The sequence below is a fragment of the Idiomarina aquatica genome (assembly GCF_004362895.1).
Classification (GTDB): domain Bacteria; phylum Pseudomonadota; class Gammaproteobacteria; order Enterobacterales; family Alteromonadaceae; genus Idiomarina.
Genome location: NZ_SNXI01000001.1, coordinates 50,076 through 64,984 on the forward strand (window position 1 = coordinate 50,076; position 14,909 = coordinate 64,984).

The following is a 14,909-nucleotide window of genomic DNA, read 5'->3' on the forward strand; positions in this document are numbered from 1 at the left end:
GCTCTCATGTATAAACTAACCGAAGCTATTTCTTTTAGACTGACGCAAGACTTGTCTAAATCAGCCGCAATCACTTACGACAATATGCGCTCGTATTACGAACATTACGGAGTTGGTTGGCAAGAATCTAAAATACTGGAACAAATTGTCGACTTAGATAATTGGGATATTTTGTGTGACGGTCAACTAATTGGAGCGTTGCGCCTTTCATTTGATGGTGATTCTTGCTGGTTAAGAGATCTTCAAATTATCAAGGACTTTCAGAACAAAGGTATTGGCAGGGCGGTGTTGGCCGAAGCAAAACGAAGAGCTGAAGAGCCTGGAGCTTACAGGCTAATGCTGAAGGTATTCAAAATTAGTCCTGCATATCGCTTATATGACAAGTTCGGCTTCACGCTGACTAACGAGGACGACCGATTTTATTATATGGAGTTAAACGTGTCCTAAGACCCTTTTAAGAAGTTAAATTAGTGGTGATTTAGTCACTAAAAGTAATAAGCTTTTAAACAAGGGAGAATAATAATGAAAAACGCATTACTCACCGGCCTGGGAATTGGTGTTGGTGTGGCTATTTATGAAGTATTGACTAATGGGCTCTCTGGTGCTGACTTTTATCGCGCTATTTTTGTTGGTGTATTTTGCACGGTCATTTTTGCGGTTTATAACTCTCTGAAACCTAAATCAGAAGGCTAAACGCCTAAGTATTAATCAAAGCCTGCCGATAATAAGGTTACGGACTATACTGAAAGTCAGTGATAGCCGACTTTGCAGGAGTCCATCATGCCTATTAATCCAACCAACTCCGTAACAGGCTCTGGTAAGCCTAGCCCTAATAGCGTAAGAGCAGAAGCTAATGCTGATAATCGCGGTGTTAACGACGTAAAGGCGGAATCGAAAAAGGCCTATAACGCTGCGATATTAGCGGCGCATGAAAAGGTCTCATTAAATAGTAACAATGAGTCATTAAGCTTGCTGTACAAGACCGCACTCGAAGGCATTAATGCTGAGCTTGATCCTGTCATGGGCAAGAACGCAGCGAAGAAAATTTACGAGTCCGGCGTCGACACTTCCCCTAAAGCCACGGCTGATCGCATTGTCTCCTTTGCCACCAACTTTTACAGCCGTTACAAAGAATTAAACCCTGGCGACTCAGAAGAAGAGACGCTGAATAACTTTCTGGAACTGATAAAAGGCGGCATCGACAAAGGATTTAACGAAGCGGTGACTATTTTGCAAGGCCTACAAGTTTACGAGGGCAAAGTAGAAAGCGATGCTGATGAAACCTACAAGCTAATAGAGCAAGGTCTTGAAAGCTTCCGTGAGCAAGTACTTGAAGAAGCCAAGAAACAAGGCGATTCTGATAGTGAAACTGAGCGCGGCCCTGAAAGCGACTGAAGGCAACAAGCTCGGCTAACTGGAACATAAAGAGTTGCGCACTGTAGAAGTAGTGTTATAGTTATAAACAGTCTTTAAAAAGTCTTTTTGAGGCCTTTTATGAAAACTGAAACGGTTACTTATCTAAAAGAAAACGCTAATTCTCTTGAACTCAATGAAGAGTTGCTTGTTACTAAAAAGGGCAAACCCGCTTACGTGGTTCAGTCTTTTGCCGATTATGAGTTTCAACAAGAAACTCTAGCACTTTTGAAGCTTCTCAAGCTATCCGAAAAGTCGTTGGGTGACAAAAGGTTGAGCCTTGATGAAGCATTCGAGTGAGTTTTATGTAGTAGAAGCCTCTCGTGTCTTTAAGTTGTCTACCAGACGCTTCCGTAGCTTCATAGAACACAATTATTCAGAGTCGATTGCTGATAAAGTGATTGCCAACATAAAACACAGGATTAAAGAACAACTGCCAGTTAGCCCTAAAATAGGCCCCATTAGCGAGCGACTGCTTAGTCTTGGGATCACTGATTATAGGCAGTGGTTGGTTGATGACTATAACCTTGTATTTTATAAAGTTGATGAAGCTAATCAAAAAGTCGAACTCTTGTTATTAATGTCGACTAAGCAAAACATCCGCAAGCTGCTCTTCGAAGTAAACCTTTTGATTTAGATAGTTATAAACAATCAGTTAGCCACGGTTTACCGCTCTTACCGCCACTTATTTGCTTTTCTGAGTTAAAGAAATTATCGTAGTTAACGTTTTTATAACGACTCGCTTAGCTCTTCTCGGGTGCTGGGCGAGGCTACCTCATAGAGCACATAGGAAGTGGCATGACTAAACGCTTTACCATTGGTTCTTTATCAGCATTTTAGTAATTAGTGGTTGTGCAACTACTAGCACTAACATTGAATACCCCAACTTACCGGTTGTGGATAATGAACTTGGCAAATCGAAGTGGGCGCAATTAGAACGGTTCCCGGCAAGATATCCTCAGCAAGCCGTTATTAATTCGCTAGAAGGTTGCGCTACCGTTGAATACGTAATAACGTCAGACAATAACATCAAAGACGTCGTGGTTGTTAAGTCGACTAATAAACACTTTTCAGCCGTAGCCAAAGACGTTGTTACCAACTGGAAATGGAATAAGCTTCCCAAAAACATTACTTCTGAGCCTGTGAAAACCCAAACTCGTTTTGACTTCTGTTTCGATAAAGCTAACCAGTCCTGCTCAACAATAGAGCCGGAATATTCCTGCCCGGGTGAGGATACTATTTATTCACGCGGTATGATGGTGCGTTAACTGGAAGTAAGTAATGAAAGATTTAAAAGATTCTCTTTTATTTATAGTCGCTGTTGTTTGTTTATTAGTTTTCATCGGAGCAGTGATTGATATCGTTTTCTACTGGTCTGATACCGGTTTTGACTGGATGTTTTTAGGTAAAAATGTGCTTTATGCAATTGCAACTGGCTATTGGGTTTGGAGGCTTTTAATCCGGCCTTATTGGAAACGTAAAGCACTTGGCGCGTTTGATATTAATTAAGTGCTTGAAGTGTAGGAGAGTCTCATGAGCGAGACAACAAAGCGGTCAACGATTTACTTTGACCCTCAATTACATGCTGCGTTAGCAGAAGATCAAGAAGATCTAGCCGCTTTTGAGGACCGAGTAGCCGAGCCAACGATAAGTTATGAAGCTTTATTAGCTGACTAGGCGGTATGCTATGAAAGTAGAGCTTGTTACAAGTCTAAAACGTCAGGCGACAAAACCGTAGTCTGAACGCCTATCTACGAATAAATTTTACGCTTTTTTTATACCCCCGAGCTAAAATTTGACGGCAATTTTATACCAGCTTTGGTTAGGCTATAAGTAAATAATGTGCTAACCGGGTTGGTCTCGTGAATTTTAATGCAACGGTGCGATTACTGTTTTGGCCGGTCGTTTGGATTGCAGGTATTCAATGGCTGTTTGCAGTATTGGCGTTATTTGTTTTTAAAGACAAAACCGTTATTCAATTTATTTACTCGGGTCTAATTGGCTTTGCATTCGCAATTCTCTTATATGTGCGATATCACCGCGCAAAGTTAACCAAACTTTTCTATCGTGAAGCACTCGCTTTTGCATCATTCACTTGGGTTGTGGTGGGTGTCTTAGGCGCATTACCCATTTGGTTTATCACCGGGGTTAGTTTTACCGACGCAACTTTTGAATCGATTAGTGCAATGACGACCACTGGCGCAACCATATTGGTCGGCCTTGATGATATGCCACGAAGTTTTCTGTTGTACCGCCAGTTTTTGCAGTGGATGGGTGGTTTAGGGATCGTTATTTTTGTAGTAGCCATTCTGCCGATGTTGAACGTCGGCGGCATGAGACTGCTGCGGGCAGAAACACCAGGCCCGATCAAGAACGATAAATTAGCGCCGCGCGTAAGCAGCACATCACGCTATCTATGGGCAGTTTATGTTGTATTGACAGTGAGTTGTGGGCTAGCTTACTGGTTAGCAGGCATGGAAAGCTTCGATGCAATAGCTCATGCCTTTACGACCGTGTCCACCGGCGGATTCTCCCCATATGATGGCAGTATGGGACATTTTGATAATCATTATATTTTAGCCGTGGCCGATGTGTTTATGATTTTGGGCGCAATAAGCTTCGCCTTACATCATAATAATTTCACTCGCCGGTCATTAAGCGGCTATATCAAGGACGAAGAAACACGATGGATGCTGTTGAGTATTCTTATTCTCGGCGCAATTACCACCTTGTTTGTTTTATCCACAAATACTCATGAGCGTGTTAGTGAAACAATTAGCCAGTCAGTGTTTCATGTTATTTCGTTTATGACCAGCACAGGCTACGGTGCTGATGACCTATCTGCCTGGCCCGCAGCAACAGCTGGGTTATTGATTTTTGCCAGCTATTTAGGCGGATGTGCGGGTTCGACCGCCGGTGGTAATAAGTTTATCCGCAATATTCTGACGGTGAAAATCTTACGTCAGCAAATGATGCAGGCGATTCACCCGCAGGCTATTCTGCATGTTCGCTATCAAGGAAAAGTCGTTAAAAACGATGTCATTTTGGCGGTAATGGGATTTATGTTGTTAGTCGCCATTAGCTCACTCGTGTTGACTGTTTTGTTGACTATGACGGGGTTAGATTTTTTTAGCGCTTTTACTGCTGTTGTCGCATGTATTAATGTATTGGGGCCGGGCTTTGGTGAAGTTTCCAGCAACTTTATTCCAGTATCTGATACGGGCACTTGGTTGTTATCATTCGCGATGATTTTGGGTCGGTTGGAATACTTTACGGTATTAACATTATTGCTGCCGAAGTTTTGGAGAGACTAATTTGAGTCACTTATCTATCTGGAAGCGCTCTTTGGTTGCGGCACTGGTCCTGGCGGTTTCAACCACCGTGCTTTTTTATCTTGAAGCTTGGCTATTACCGACAGCCGGTGTTGCTTTATTGCTGTTGCTAACAGTCGTGGTGGTGGCATTTATAACCAATTTCATCGGTGCCTTGATAACGACGGTTTTGGCAATTCTGGCATTTAATTTTTTATTTAGTGAGCCACGTTACACGTTACACATGACGGATGCCGATGAAATGGTAACGGCATTGGTCTTTTTTCTGGTTGCGGTTGCCATTAGTCATTTGACTACATCTTTTAGAGTTCAACGGGAACGCTTACGACAGTCTCAGTTACGCTCTAATATTTTACTCAGTGTATCGCATGATTTGCGTACCCCATTAGCAACCATTATGGGTAACCTAAGCACGTTGCAGTTGTACCATGGTAAACTGCTACCTGACGATCGGGAAGATTTGATACAGGGCGCCATAGATGAGAGTGGGCGACTGCATCGCTATATAGAGAATTTGTTGCAGGCAACCCGGCTGCAACACGGCGTTACTAACGTCCAGTTATTTGAGTTTGACATTCAGGCATTACTTGGGCGAGTCAAGCAACGGTTTGTAGCGCCTAAGAAGTTGGTTATACACAGCGACGACGATGAACTGTTGGTCGCGATGCAAACGACACTGCTTGAACAAGCCTTTTTTAATATTATCGATAATGCATATCAGTATGCCGGCACAAGCCAGCCGGTAGAGATAACAATATCAAAGCAAGGAACAAATGCTGTTGTCGATATTATCGATTCGGGACCCGGTGTTAATAAGTCTGAACGAGCGCAAATTTTTGATGTATTTTATTCGTCTCGTCAGCGCGATTCCGGAACCGGAGGTACGGGCTTAGGCCTACCTGTCAGTAAAGGGATTATTGAACTACATAAAGGTTCTATTGAGCTTGTTGATGCGAGCAGCGGGTGTCACATTCGGGTAATACTTCCGCTAAGTAGTGAGTCTGAAGGAGGTCATGGTGATGCGGCCGCCGTTTAAAGTTCTAGTGGTTGATGACGAACCTCAGATTCGGCGATTCATGAAAGTGTCGCTGTTGGCTGAGGGCTATACTTTTTTTGAAGCTGCCAACGCCGATGACGCTTTAAAGCAGGCATCCCGGCATACTCCTCACGTGGTAGTGCTTGATTTAGGCTTACCGGATAGTGATGGTTATGAGGTACTACAAAAGTTAAGGGGATGGAGCAATGTTCCTGTTCTGGTGCTGACAGCAAGAGATGAAGAAGCGGAGAAAGTAAAACTGCTGAGAGCCGGCGCTAATGATTATTTGACTAAGCCGTTTGGTATCAGCGAGTTTATGGCTCGACTCTATGTGTTGATTCGTGACTCTAACCAGGAAACCAGCCAACAGCAGCAAGCCATATTAACCTTTAAAGGGTTAGAAATTAATCGTGAAAGCCACCGGGTTAAACTCGATAGCGAATGGTTGTCTCTGTCACGAAAAGAATTTGCGCTACTAAATTATTTAGCAAGTCATGCTAATAAGTTGGTGACTCAGGAGCAATTGCTGCGTGAAATTTGGGGGGTGTCACATCAAAATGATACACATTATCTGCGTATTTTTATTAGCCAGTTACGAAAAAAATTAAAGGATAATATCAGCGCTCCCCGTTTTATAGAAACAGAAGCTGGGGTAGGCTATCGGTTTATTGCGGCTAAACTTGATGACGTCAACTAAGAGGACTGACCTATTATAAGTAACCCGGTAGCGGCTCGCTCAGGTAATCTAAAACTTAGTCCTCCAGCCATCCTGGCGCTTAGCTTCTTAATGTTAATTGTGGTTGGCGCTGGGCTGCTATTATTGCCGTTTGCGACCCATCAAAGTATTGGTGTTATTGATGCGCTGTTTACGGCAACCTCGGCGGTTACAGTAACCGGTTTGGTGGTTGTTGATACAGGTGCAGACTTTACGCTTTTTGGGCAGACTGTTATTGCCTTGCTAATCCAATTTGGCGGGCTCGGTTTGATGACCTTTGCGGTGGTAACGCTTATAGCAATAGGTGGTAAAATTGGTGTGTTCCATCAACAAGTTGCTGCCACAGCTTTTAATCAGACCAAGCTGGCGACGGTTACTTCTACCGCCAAATCAGTTGTTTTATTTGCGCTCATGGTTGAAAGCTTAGGAATGGTGCTGTTGTTTATATGCTGGATAGATGAAATGCCTATCGCAGATGCGCTATTCCATAGCTTCTTTTATGCGATTTCTGCCTTTAATAACGCAGGCTTTGCATTATCCTCCGACAGTTTGTCAGCCTACGTAGGCGACCCGGGGACTAATCTAATTATTACTGGATTATTTATTACCGGTGGGCTGGGCTTTGTTGTCTGGATCGATCTTTATCGCCAGCGTCGTTGGCATAAGTTGAATCTTTACAGTCGCGTCATGATCATCAGCACAGTCATAATCAATGTTGTTGTCATGTTATTGTTTTTGTTGCTGGAGTGGAATAACTCCGCGACCCTGGGTGCACTGGCCGAAAGTGAACGTTGGTGGGCAGCCTGGTTTCATGCCACCACGCCGCGAACCGCAGGCTTTAATACATTGGATGTTGCAGGTTATAACGATGGAACCACCATCTTAACGATACTACTGATGTTTGTGGGAGCAGGGTCAATTAGTACGTCTTCAGGTATAAAATTAATGACTTTTGTGGTGTTAATTTTGTCAACTTACGCGTTTTTGCGGCAGCGTGAGGAAATACGTATTTTTAATCGTAGTATTCCCGAACATACGGTTAGAAAAGCATTTGCTTTGACGGTGATATCGGTATCGCTGATCTGGATTGCATTCTTTTTGCTGTCTGCTACGCATAATTTGCGGTTCATCGATGCTATTTTCGAGGTGGTCTCTGCATTTGGCACAGTCGGACTTTCGCGTGGAATTACCGGTGAGCTCAACCCATTTGGTCAGTTCTTAATCATGTTCCTAATGTTTTTCGGACGCATCGGTCCGCTAACGCTAGGTTATTTGTTGGCAAAACCTAAGCGAAACAGGGTGCGCTATCCTTCTACCGAAATTCCCATCGGTTAATTGGCTAGTGCTTTTCGATTGTCGTTTAGTCGGTCTTTCGGTATACTGTTTTCCCGTCTTAAAGAAATCCCTACATTGACCTGACCAACTGGGTAAAACATGGCGACAAATTATATTTTCGTAACCGGCGGAGTGGTATCCTCGCTGGGAAAAGGTATTGCTGCAGCCTCACTAGCAGCGATTCTTGAAGCACGGGGCCTCAAGGTAACTATCATGAAGCTGGATCCATACATTAACGTGGATCCGGGCACCATGAGTCCAATTCAGCACGGCGAAGTTTTTGTGACTTCTGACGGTGCTGAAACTGATTTAGATTTAGGTCATTACGAGCGTTTTATTCGCACGCGTATGACGCAGCACAATAACTTCACCGCAGGTCGTGTGTACGAGGATATTATCCGTCGTGAACGTAAGGGTGAGTTTTTAGGTGCGACCATTCAGGTCATCCCCCACATTACCAACGAAATTAAACGTCGCGTTGTCGAGGGAGCCAAAGGCTTTGACGTCGCCATTATCGAGATCGGCGGCACCGTCGGTGATATCGAGTCACAACCGTTCTTAGAAGCGATTCGCCAATTAGGCACAGAAGTGGGCCGTGATCATACTTTGTTTATGCACCTCACGCTGGTTCCTTTCCTTGGCGCCGCCGGCGAAGTAAAAACCAAACCGACTCAGCACTCAGTAAAAGAATTGCGTTCTATCGGTATTCAGCCGGATATTTTGATATGTCGCTCTGACCGCAGTTTGCCGGCCTCCGAGCGTTCGAAAATTGCGCTGTTTACCAATGTTGAAGAGAAAGCCGTAATCGGGCTGCGCGATGTCGATAGTATTTACAAAATTCCGTCGATGCTGAAATCACAAGGCCTTGATGAAATTGTGACTCATCGCTTCCGCTTAGAGTGCCCTGAAGCTGACTTAAGCGAATGGGAACAGGTGCTGTATCAGGAATCGAATCCAAATGGCGAAGTGACGGTCGGATTTGTTGGTAAATACGTTGAGTTACCGGACGCTTATAAGTCAGTGAATGAAGCACTGGCACATGCAGGCCTTAAAAATCGCTTAACGGTTAATATTCGCTATATTGATGCCCAGGATCTGGAAACCAAAGGTGTCGGCAAGTTAGCTGATGTTGATGCTATTTTGGTGCCGGGTGGTTTTGGTGATCGTGGTATCGAAGGTAAATTACTGGCGGCGCAGTATGCGCGGGAAAACGATATTCCGTATTTAGGTATTTGTCTGGGTATGCAAATTGCGATGATCGAGTATGCGCGCAATGTAGCCAAGCTTGACGACGCCAACAGCACCGAGTTTGATGCTAACTGCAAAAGCCCGGTGGTGGGTTTGATTACCGAATGGATGGATGCGTCAGGTCAAAAAGAGCTGCGTGACGAGCATTCTGATCTGGGCGGAACCATGCGTCTGGGCGCTCAGGAGTGTCATCTGGAGCCGGGTTCGAAAGCGCTAGCCATGTATGGTGCAGAGACGATTGAAGAGCGTCATCGTCATCGTTATGAGGTTAATAATCATTTTATCGAGCCGTTAGAAAAAGCGGGCTTAAAGATCAGTGGTTACTCGCATGACAAAAAATTGGTAGAAATCATCGAAAATCCAGGCCACCGCTGGTTTGTTGCTGTGCAGTTCCATCCGGAATTCACTTCAACACCACGTGATGGTCACCCGCTCTTCAAAGGCTTTATCGAAGCTGCGGGCCAATATAACAAAGAACGCTTAGGTTAAGTTAAACAGAATAAATACAGGACAAATAATGAGCAAAATCAGCCGAATTATTGCTCGCGAAATCATGGATTCGCGCGGCAACCCAACTGTCGAAGCCGATGTTTACCTGGAATCTGGTCACATGGGCCGGGCAGCTGCACCGAGTGGCGCCTCAACCGGTTCGCGTGAAGCATTAGAGTTACGCGATGGCGATAAATCACGCTATCTGGGCAAGGGCGTACAAACTGCCGTCAATAATATCAATGGCGCTATTGGCGAAGCTTTGATGGGCAAAGATGCAGATAACCAGCAAGCCATTGATGACATTATGCTCCGCCTTGATGGTACTGATAATAAAGAGAAGCTGGGCGCCAATGCGATTCTGGCAGTGTCACTGGCGGTTGCTAAAGCCGCGGCGGCAAGTCAGGGTATTGCGTTGTATGAGCACATTGCCAACCTGAATGAAACCGCAGGCCAATACAGCATGCCATTGCCGATGATGAACATCCTCAATGGTGGTGAGCATGCCGATAATAACGTGGATATTCAGGAGTTCATGATCCAGCCGGTGGGTGCAGAAAGCTTTAAAGAAGCGCTGCGCATGGGGGCTGAAGTTTTCCATGCCCTTAAGAAAGTACTGCAACAACGTGGCTTAAGCACTGCTGTTGGTGACGAAGGCGGCTTTGCACCTAACTTGGCCTCTAACGAAGAAGCATTGCAAGTCATTGTTGAGGCAGTTGAAAAGGCCGGCTATGCCATGGGCAAAGACATTACTCTGGCGTTGGATTGTGCAGCCTCTGAGTTTTATAAAGACGGTCAATATGTACTGGCTGGCGAGAATAAGTCGTTTGACGCGGCAGGGTTTGCCGACTATCTGGCCGAGCTGTGTGATCGCTATCCAATCGTATCAATCGAAGATGGCCTTGACGAAAGCGATTGGGATGGTTGGAAAGTATTGACTGAGAAACTGGGTGATAAAGTGCAGCTGGTCGGTGATGACCTGTTTGTCACCAACACCCGTATTTTGAAAGAGGGCATCGATAAATCGATTGCTAACTCGATTTTGATTAAGTTTAATCAGATTGGTAGCCTGACTGAAACATTGGCGGCAATCAAAATGGCGCGTGATGCCGGTTATTCAGCCGTTATTTCGCATCGCTCAGGCGAAACTGAAGATGCAACCATTGCTGATTTAGCGGTCGGCACCGCGGCCGGACAAATCAAGACCGGCTCATTATGCCGTTCTGACCGTGTCGCGAAGTACAATCAATTATTACGTATTGAGGGCGAGCTGAATGGCAAAGCGCCTTACCGTGGAAGACAGGAAATCAACGCGGGATAATCAGCAGGCTGATATATTTCAGCCAATAGCACAGCACGGCGATTTCGCCGAGCTGTGCGCTGCCTTGTACGAACGCGAACTCAATCAACTGGCCCATGCCGACGACCTGCCGGTAGCTGCACTGCAGCGACGTTTGGCTAGCTTACCATTTTACATCCAACGCGCAGCACATGGATGCTTGCGGGCTGCGGATGACTCACCACTATCGCTGGATGTGCAGAACGCCAGTTGGCAGGGTAAGCAAGCAACACAATGCCCCGATGCCAGCGGTACGGTTAAGGCGCAACACGACTGGTTTGCAAAACATTCGGCGTTAGGGTTGGTAGTGCCTGTGCGCTATTATACCCCCGAACTCAAGACCATATTTTTGGACAGTATTGATCGGGTTGATAGCAAGCATAACCGAATTCATCTTAATTACCGCGGCTGGTTTACCTTTAGTGGTGAGGGTGAAACAACGACCGAGCAATTATTAAAACCTAACAAGCGCATCATGACAGCAGCCTGTTGTGGTCATCAATGGAATCATAAAGGAAGAATTAACCCGCGCACGCTGACGTTGCGCGAGTTACTATTGGTTGCGACCCTCGACTGGAAAAAGTTTCAGGCCGCACTTTCGATAGCTCGTTAAAGGCTATTGGCTTCTAGCTCGATACGTGACGCTGCACCATAGATGCGACTGGCATCGCCCTCAACGGTACCTGCGGGCGTCGTGGTTGGCCATAATGACGTTAAACCCTCAATAATACGACGCGTTTCGGCTATCTCAGCGGCAGCTTTTTCCTGCTCAGATTTGTTGATGGCATCCAGCCTTGCCAACGTGATTTGCTGAAAACCAAAGGCATCTTGGTACTCATGAACATTACTAACCTCGCCGCTAGTAATTCCAATAGCATACTCGTCGGCAGCAATAACTAACATACTTGAAATGCTTTTAAGCACCTGTTCTGCCGACATTTGTTGAATGGGCTCGTTAGCGCTGATCGCATGCTGAAGTGCTTGATACGCGTTATTAACGGTTTCAGCACTGTTGTCATTATTAACTGCGTCGGCCAACGCCTGTAACTCATCAGCAAAGCCCGGCAGGTCGCGAGCTTCAAACGCGCTTACCAAACCAGCGTATAATTCGTCACCGGGGTGCTTCATATGGGTTTTAGCCATATCGATGTGGCCCTGCTCATAAAGTTTCATACCGACCCAGAGGTGACCACGGATGAGACCGAGCTGGGCAAGAAATTGCGCGTCATTCTCGGCTAAATTGACACTGACCGCACCTTCGCCTTCACCTTCTCCGCCTTCGCCTTCCATCACCGGACCAGGCGCAACGACTGCGGTGGATGGACTGTAATGAGTGGGGCTGTCAGCTACTGCCTGACCAGTAACCAGCGTGCTGGCAAGAGCAGAACCAACGCCTAACCAGACTTTACGCTTCTCGTTCATCATAGAATCCTCGTTATTGTTTGTTAAGGTAGGTTTACCTTTTAACTCGCGGTATAATCTCAGAAATGAGAACGATTCGCAAATAATCGCTTAACCTAACAGGTAGCTTGAACTATGATCCTTCACTTAAAACAGGTTATTGATCCGGGTACTCTGACTGCCGTGCGCGAAAAACTGGCCGGGCAGACGTTTACCGACGGCAAACTAACCGCCGGGTGGGCAGCTAAAGAGCTAAAAAATAATCAGCAACTAGAAAAAACTAAGGCGGCCGACGGTATTATCGAGCTACTACTAAAACGAATGCGCGCCGCGTCAGGCGTTGATTCAGCCATGCGGCCTAAACAGTTTGCCCGCGTTATGATCAACCGGTATGCGGAAGGAGAGTTTTATGGAATGCACATGGATGATGCATTAATGGCGGGCATCCGTACTGACATTTCATTTACCCTGGGTCTTACCTCGTTGCAGGATTATACAGGTGGAGCGCTGACGATTGACGATAGTTCGGGTCAACGCAGCTGGCGGCTGGATGCCGGCGATTTATTAATTTATCCCTCGCATTATTTGCATCAAGTTGAGCCTGTCGAACACGGCGAGCGCTTAGCGATGGTGGGTTGGGTACAAAGTCTGGTGCGCGATCCGCAGCAACGCGAAATTCTTTTTGATCTGCAGGCTGCAGTAAAAACAGAGCATGAATTGAACGGCCACAGCGAACAATTTTTCCGCCTAACCAAAAGCTACCAGAATCTGTTACGACGGTGGGTATCATGATAGAAACGGAACGTTTACTGATTAAGCCGCTGACTAAAGAGGACGGGGCGTTTATCTTACGACTATTAAACGAACCAACGTTTATCGAAAATATTGCTGATCGCGGTGTCCGAACCCAAGCCGATGCGATTGATTATATTGCAAAAGGGCCTCAGGCAAGTTACCGGCAATATGGAATCGGTTTATGGAAAGTTGAACTGCGTGATAGCGGAGAAGCGATTGGATTGGCCGGCTTGTTGCAACGCGATTACTTGCCTGAGCCGGATCTGGGGTATGCGCTTTTACCCGAATTTACCGGCAAAGGCCTGGCGTTTGAGGCCAACCAGGCGGTAGTAAACTGGGCTAAAGCGCAGGCCTACGGTTCGTTATTTGCGATCTGCAATCCGACCAATACGGCATCAATTGGACTGTTGTATCGGCTCGGCTTTGTGCTCGACGGAGAGGTCGTGCCGCCCGGTGAGGCACAACCGATCAATCGTTATTATTTGTCGCTAACCTAGCAACTCAGTTAACACGCGTTAACCAGCCGTGTGTATCCTCAGCTTCGCCCCACTGAATCGCATTTAACGCTTTGCGCAACTTCTCAGTGACTGGGCCACCTTCGCCGCTACCGACGGTTATCGTTTTATTGTTGTGTATCAGTGAGCCGACCGGCGTCAGCACCGCAGCTGTGCCGGATAGCGCCGCTTCGGTGTTGGGTTTAGCAGCTCGTTCAATCAATTCATCAACGCTCAATGCACGTTCACTCACTGTCATCCCCAGATCGCGGGCTAACGTCAGGATTGAGTCTCTTGTAATGCCATGTAAAAAGCTACTGTCGAGGTCTTTGGTGATAATTTGGTTATCGTCGATCAGTAAGAAGTTCGCGGCACCGGTTTCTTGTACATCGCCGCCGGGACAAAACAGCACCTGGTCGGCTTTATGTTGTTGCCGGGCGGCTAAAATAGGTCCTAACGCACTGGCATAGTTGCCGCCGCTTTTAATCATGCCCATGTGCGCGGCGCAACGAGAGCCGTTTTCCTCTATAAGTAACTTAAGTGGTTTAATACCACCGGAAAAATAATCACCAACCGGTGACAGCAGCACATAAAGCAACGACTGTTGAGTCGGGCTGGCCGCCTTGCCAATGGCTGGTTCAGTACCGATATGGGTTGGGCGGATATACATCGATCCGGGTGGGCTGGGTACTTGTTCAGTGAAGCTGCCGACGGCATCGATAATCATCTGCTCAAGCAGGGCTGAGTCTACCTCAGGTAAAGCCAGTAGCCGACTGCTTTGCTGCATGCGGGCGATATTCTGATCCATGCGAAAAATATGCACGCTGCCATCGGCGTGTTTAAACGCTTTTAAGCCCTCAAAGCAGGTGCTGGAGTAATGCAGAACATGCGCACCCGGATGTAGTTCAATACGATCGGAACTGACCATGTTGTGATAGGTCCAGTGTGCATCTTTAAATTCTGCCAAACTCATTTGAGGCATAAATACGGTGCCGAATGCCGCCATGATGTGTCCTTATTTAAATCGAATATTATGTTTTTTGATGTACCAGATCGCGACGGGGGTTTCTAATACAATGTAGATAATCAGCGTGTACCAAAACCAATTAAGCGGAATGCCCAGCAGATAAAAAACAAAGCCGGTCCCCCAATACTTGTAGCCCACGATAAACAAGGCCAGGCCAGCCATTAACCCATCGTAAGACGCCAGTTTATTAAAATTTTTACCGGCAACCTTGGGGTATACTTGTAAATAGCCCACCAAGATCATGATCAGACATAGCATTACCACTAAAAACTCAGCTGCGATCAT

Annotated in this window: 20 protein-coding genes; 17 read left to right on the forward strand and 3 right to left on the reverse strand. The window is 46.1% G+C overall.

Features of this window, described 5'->3' with window-relative positions; all coding sequences use genetic code 11:
* Positions 1–6: 6 nt before the first annotated feature.
* From DEU29_RS00255 to DEU29_RS00315, 15 genes are all read left to right on the forward strand, one after another.
* A complete protein-coding gene (locus DEU29_RS00255) occupies positions 7–447 on the forward strand; it encodes a GNAT family N-acetyltransferase (RefSeq protein WP_133538196.1) in 441 nt (146 codons plus the stop codon).
* A 75-nt stretch (positions 448–522) separates the two neighbouring features.
* The gene (locus tag DEU29_RS13975; protein WP_166635852.1) at positions 523–693 is read left to right on the forward strand and encodes a hypothetical protein; all 171 of its coding nucleotides are present in this window, start codon (positions 523–525) and stop codon (positions 691–693) included.
* An 87-nt stretch (positions 694–780) separates the two neighbouring features.
* Entirely contained in the window at positions 781–1,395 is a 615-nt protein-coding gene (locus DEU29_RS00260) for a DUF5610 domain-containing protein (protein ID WP_133538197.1), read from the forward strand.
* 99 nt (positions 1,396–1,494) lie between these two features.
* Entirely contained in the window at positions 1,495–1,713 is a 219-nt protein-coding gene (locus DEU29_RS00265; RefSeq protein ID WP_133538198.1) for a type II toxin-antitoxin system prevent-host-death family antitoxin, read from the forward strand.
* A complete protein-coding gene (locus tag DEU29_RS00270) occupies positions 1,697–2,050 on the forward strand; it encodes a hypothetical protein (protein ID WP_133538199.1) in 354 nt (117 codons plus the stop codon). The genes DEU29_RS00265 and DEU29_RS00270 overlap by 17 nt, the downstream gene beginning before the upstream one ends.
* Before the next feature lie 259 nt (positions 2,051–2,309).
* Positions 2,310–2,681 (forward strand): energy transducer TonB, encoded by a 372-nt coding sequence (locus tag DEU29_RS00275; RefSeq protein ID WP_166635853.1) that lies wholly within the window; start codon positions 2,310–2,312, stop codon positions 2,679–2,681.
* Positions 2,682–2,694: 13 nt separating this feature from the next.
* Positions 2,695–2,922 (forward strand): hypothetical protein, encoded by a 228-nt coding sequence (locus tag DEU29_RS00280; protein ID WP_133538201.1) that lies wholly within the window; start codon positions 2,695–2,697, stop codon positions 2,920–2,922.
* Between the two features lie 24 nt (positions 2,923–2,946).
* Positions 2,947–3,090, forward strand: a complete 144-nt coding sequence (locus DEU29_RS13980; protein ID WP_166635854.1) for a hypothetical protein — start codon at positions 2,947–2,949, stop codon at positions 3,088–3,090.
* A 185-nt stretch (positions 3,091–3,275) separates the two neighbouring features.
* A complete protein-coding gene (locus tag DEU29_RS00285; RefSeq protein ID WP_133538202.1) occupies positions 3,276–4,727 on the forward strand; it encodes a TrkH family potassium uptake protein in 1,452 nt (483 codons plus the stop codon).
* Position 4,728: 1 nt separating this feature from the next.
* Positions 4,729–5,781 carry a sensor histidine kinase gene (locus tag DEU29_RS00290; RefSeq protein ID WP_133538203.1) on the forward strand — a complete coding sequence of 351 codons (1,053 nt, stop codon included), beginning with the start codon at positions 4,729–4,731 and terminating at the stop codon, positions 5,779–5,781.
* Entirely contained in the window at positions 5,765–6,478 is a 714-nt protein-coding gene (locus DEU29_RS00295; protein ID WP_208107588.1) for a response regulator transcription factor, read from the forward strand. The genes DEU29_RS00290 and DEU29_RS00295 overlap by 17 nt, the downstream gene beginning before the upstream one ends.
* Positions 6,479–6,568: 90 nt before the next feature.
* The gene (locus DEU29_RS00300) at positions 6,569–7,831 is read left to right on the forward strand and encodes a TrkH family potassium uptake protein (protein WP_133538205.1); all 1,263 of its coding nucleotides are present in this window, start codon (positions 6,569–6,571) and stop codon (positions 7,829–7,831) included.
* A gap of 99 nt (positions 7,832–7,930) precedes the next feature.
* Positions 7,931–9,568 carry a CTP synthase gene (locus DEU29_RS00305; RefSeq protein WP_133538206.1) on the forward strand — a complete coding sequence of 546 codons (1,638 nt, stop codon included), beginning with the start codon at positions 7,931–7,933 and terminating at the stop codon, positions 9,566–9,568.
* Between the two features lie 28 nt (positions 9,569–9,596).
* A complete protein-coding gene (gene eno / locus DEU29_RS00310) occupies positions 9,597–10,889 on the forward strand; it encodes a phosphopyruvate hydratase (protein WP_133538207.1) in 1,293 nt (430 codons plus the stop codon).
* Positions 10,843–11,520 (forward strand): hypothetical protein, encoded by a 678-nt coding sequence (locus DEU29_RS00315; protein ID WP_133538208.1) that lies wholly within the window; start codon positions 10,843–10,845, stop codon positions 11,518–11,520. Before eno ends, DEU29_RS00315 begins: the two co-directional genes overlap by 47 nt.
* Here DEU29_RS00315 and DEU29_RS00320 read toward each other — a convergent pair.
* Positions 11,517–12,332: a hypothetical protein gene (locus DEU29_RS00320; protein ID WP_243734379.1), complete on the reverse strand. Its 816-nt coding sequence runs from the start codon at positions 12,330–12,332 to the stop codon at positions 11,517–11,519. The genes DEU29_RS00315 and DEU29_RS00320 overlap by 4 nt on opposite strands.
* Before the next feature lie 111 nt (positions 12,333–12,443).
* Here DEU29_RS00320 and DEU29_RS00325 point away from each other — a divergent pair, with 111 nt between their 5' ends.
* Together DEU29_RS00325 and DEU29_RS00330 are read left to right on the forward strand one after the other, a co-directional pair.
* Positions 12,444–13,100, forward strand: a complete 657-nt coding sequence (locus tag DEU29_RS00325; RefSeq protein WP_133538209.1) for a Fe2+-dependent dioxygenase — start codon at positions 12,444–12,446, stop codon at positions 13,098–13,100.
* Positions 13,097–13,600 (forward strand): GNAT family N-acetyltransferase, encoded by a 504-nt coding sequence (locus DEU29_RS00330; protein WP_133538210.1) that lies wholly within the window; start codon positions 13,097–13,099, stop codon positions 13,598–13,600. Before DEU29_RS00325 ends, DEU29_RS00330 begins: the two co-directional genes overlap by 4 nt.
* Positions 13,601–13,604: 4 nt before the next feature.
* Here DEU29_RS00330 and DEU29_RS00335 read toward each other — a convergent pair whose 3' ends face one another.
* Positions 13,605–14,603: a branched-chain amino acid aminotransferase gene (locus DEU29_RS00335; RefSeq protein ID WP_133538211.1), complete on the reverse strand. Its 999-nt coding sequence runs from the start codon at positions 14,601–14,603 to the stop codon at positions 13,605–13,607.
* Between the two features lie 9 nt (positions 14,604–14,612).
* A complete protein-coding gene (locus DEU29_RS00340) occupies positions 14,613–14,909 on the reverse strand; it encodes a hypothetical protein (RefSeq protein WP_133538212.1) in 297 nt (98 codons plus the stop codon).

Excerpts from the sequence above, each read along its gene's own strand:
- DEU29_RS00255 (WP_133538196.1), top strand. The coding sequence starts at position 7 with ATGTATAAACTAACCGAAGCTATTTCTTTTAGACTGACGCAAGACTTG.
- DEU29_RS13975 (WP_166635852.1), top strand. The coding sequence starts at position 523 with ATGAAAAACGCATTACTCACCGGCCTGGGAATTGGTGTTGGTGTGGCT.
- DEU29_RS00260 (WP_133538197.1), top strand. The coding sequence starts at position 781 with ATGCCTATTAATCCAACCAACTCCGTAACAGGCTCTGGTAAGCCTAGC.
- DEU29_RS00265 (WP_133538198.1), top strand. The coding sequence starts at position 1,495 with ATGAAAACTGAAACGGTTACTTATCTAAAAGAAAACGCTAATTCTCTT.
- DEU29_RS00270 (WP_133538199.1), top strand. The coding sequence starts at position 1,697 with ATGAAGCATTCGAGTGAGTTTTATGTAGTAGAAGCCTCTCGTGTCTTT.
- DEU29_RS00280 (WP_133538201.1), top strand. The coding sequence starts at position 2,695 with ATGAAAGATTTAAAAGATTCTCTTTTATTTATAGTCGCTGTTGTTTGT.
- DEU29_RS13980 (WP_166635854.1), top strand. The coding sequence starts at position 2,947 with ATGAGCGAGACAACAAAGCGGTCAACGATTTACTTTGACCCTCAATTA.
- DEU29_RS00295 (WP_208107588.1), top strand. The coding sequence starts at position 5,765 with ATGCGGCCGCCGTTTAAAGTTCTAGTGGTTGATGACGAACCTCAGATT.
- DEU29_RS00300 (WP_133538205.1), top strand. The coding sequence starts at position 6,569 with ATGTTAATTGTGGTTGGCGCTGGGCTGCTATTATTGCCGTTTGCGACC.
- DEU29_RS00305 (WP_133538206.1), top strand. The coding sequence starts at position 7,931 with ATGGCGACAAATTATATTTTCGTAACCGGCGGAGTGGTATCCTCGCTG.
- eno (WP_133538207.1), top strand. The coding sequence starts at position 9,597 with ATGAGCAAAATCAGCCGAATTATTGCTCGCGAAATCATGGATTCGCGC.
- DEU29_RS00315 (WP_133538208.1), top strand. The coding sequence starts at position 10,843 with ATGGCAAAGCGCCTTACCGTGGAAGACAGGAAATCAACGCGGGATAAT.
- DEU29_RS00320 (WP_243734379.1), bottom strand. The coding sequence starts at position 12,332 with ATGATGAACGAGAAGCGTAAAGTCTGGTTAGGCGTTGGTTCTGCTCTT.
- DEU29_RS00325 (WP_133538209.1), top strand. The coding sequence starts at position 12,444 with ATGATCCTTCACTTAAAACAGGTTATTGATCCGGGTACTCTGACTGCC.
- DEU29_RS00330 (WP_133538210.1), top strand. The coding sequence starts at position 13,097 with ATGATAGAAACGGAACGTTTACTGATTAAGCCGCTGACTAAAGAGGAC.
- DEU29_RS00335 (WP_133538211.1), bottom strand. The coding sequence starts at position 14,603 with ATGGCGGCATTCGGCACCGTATTTATGCCTCAAATGAGTTTGGCAGAA.
- DEU29_RS00340 (WP_133538212.1), bottom strand. The coding sequence starts at position 14,909 with ATGATCGCAGCTGAGTTTTTAGTGGTAATGCTATGTCTGATCATGATC.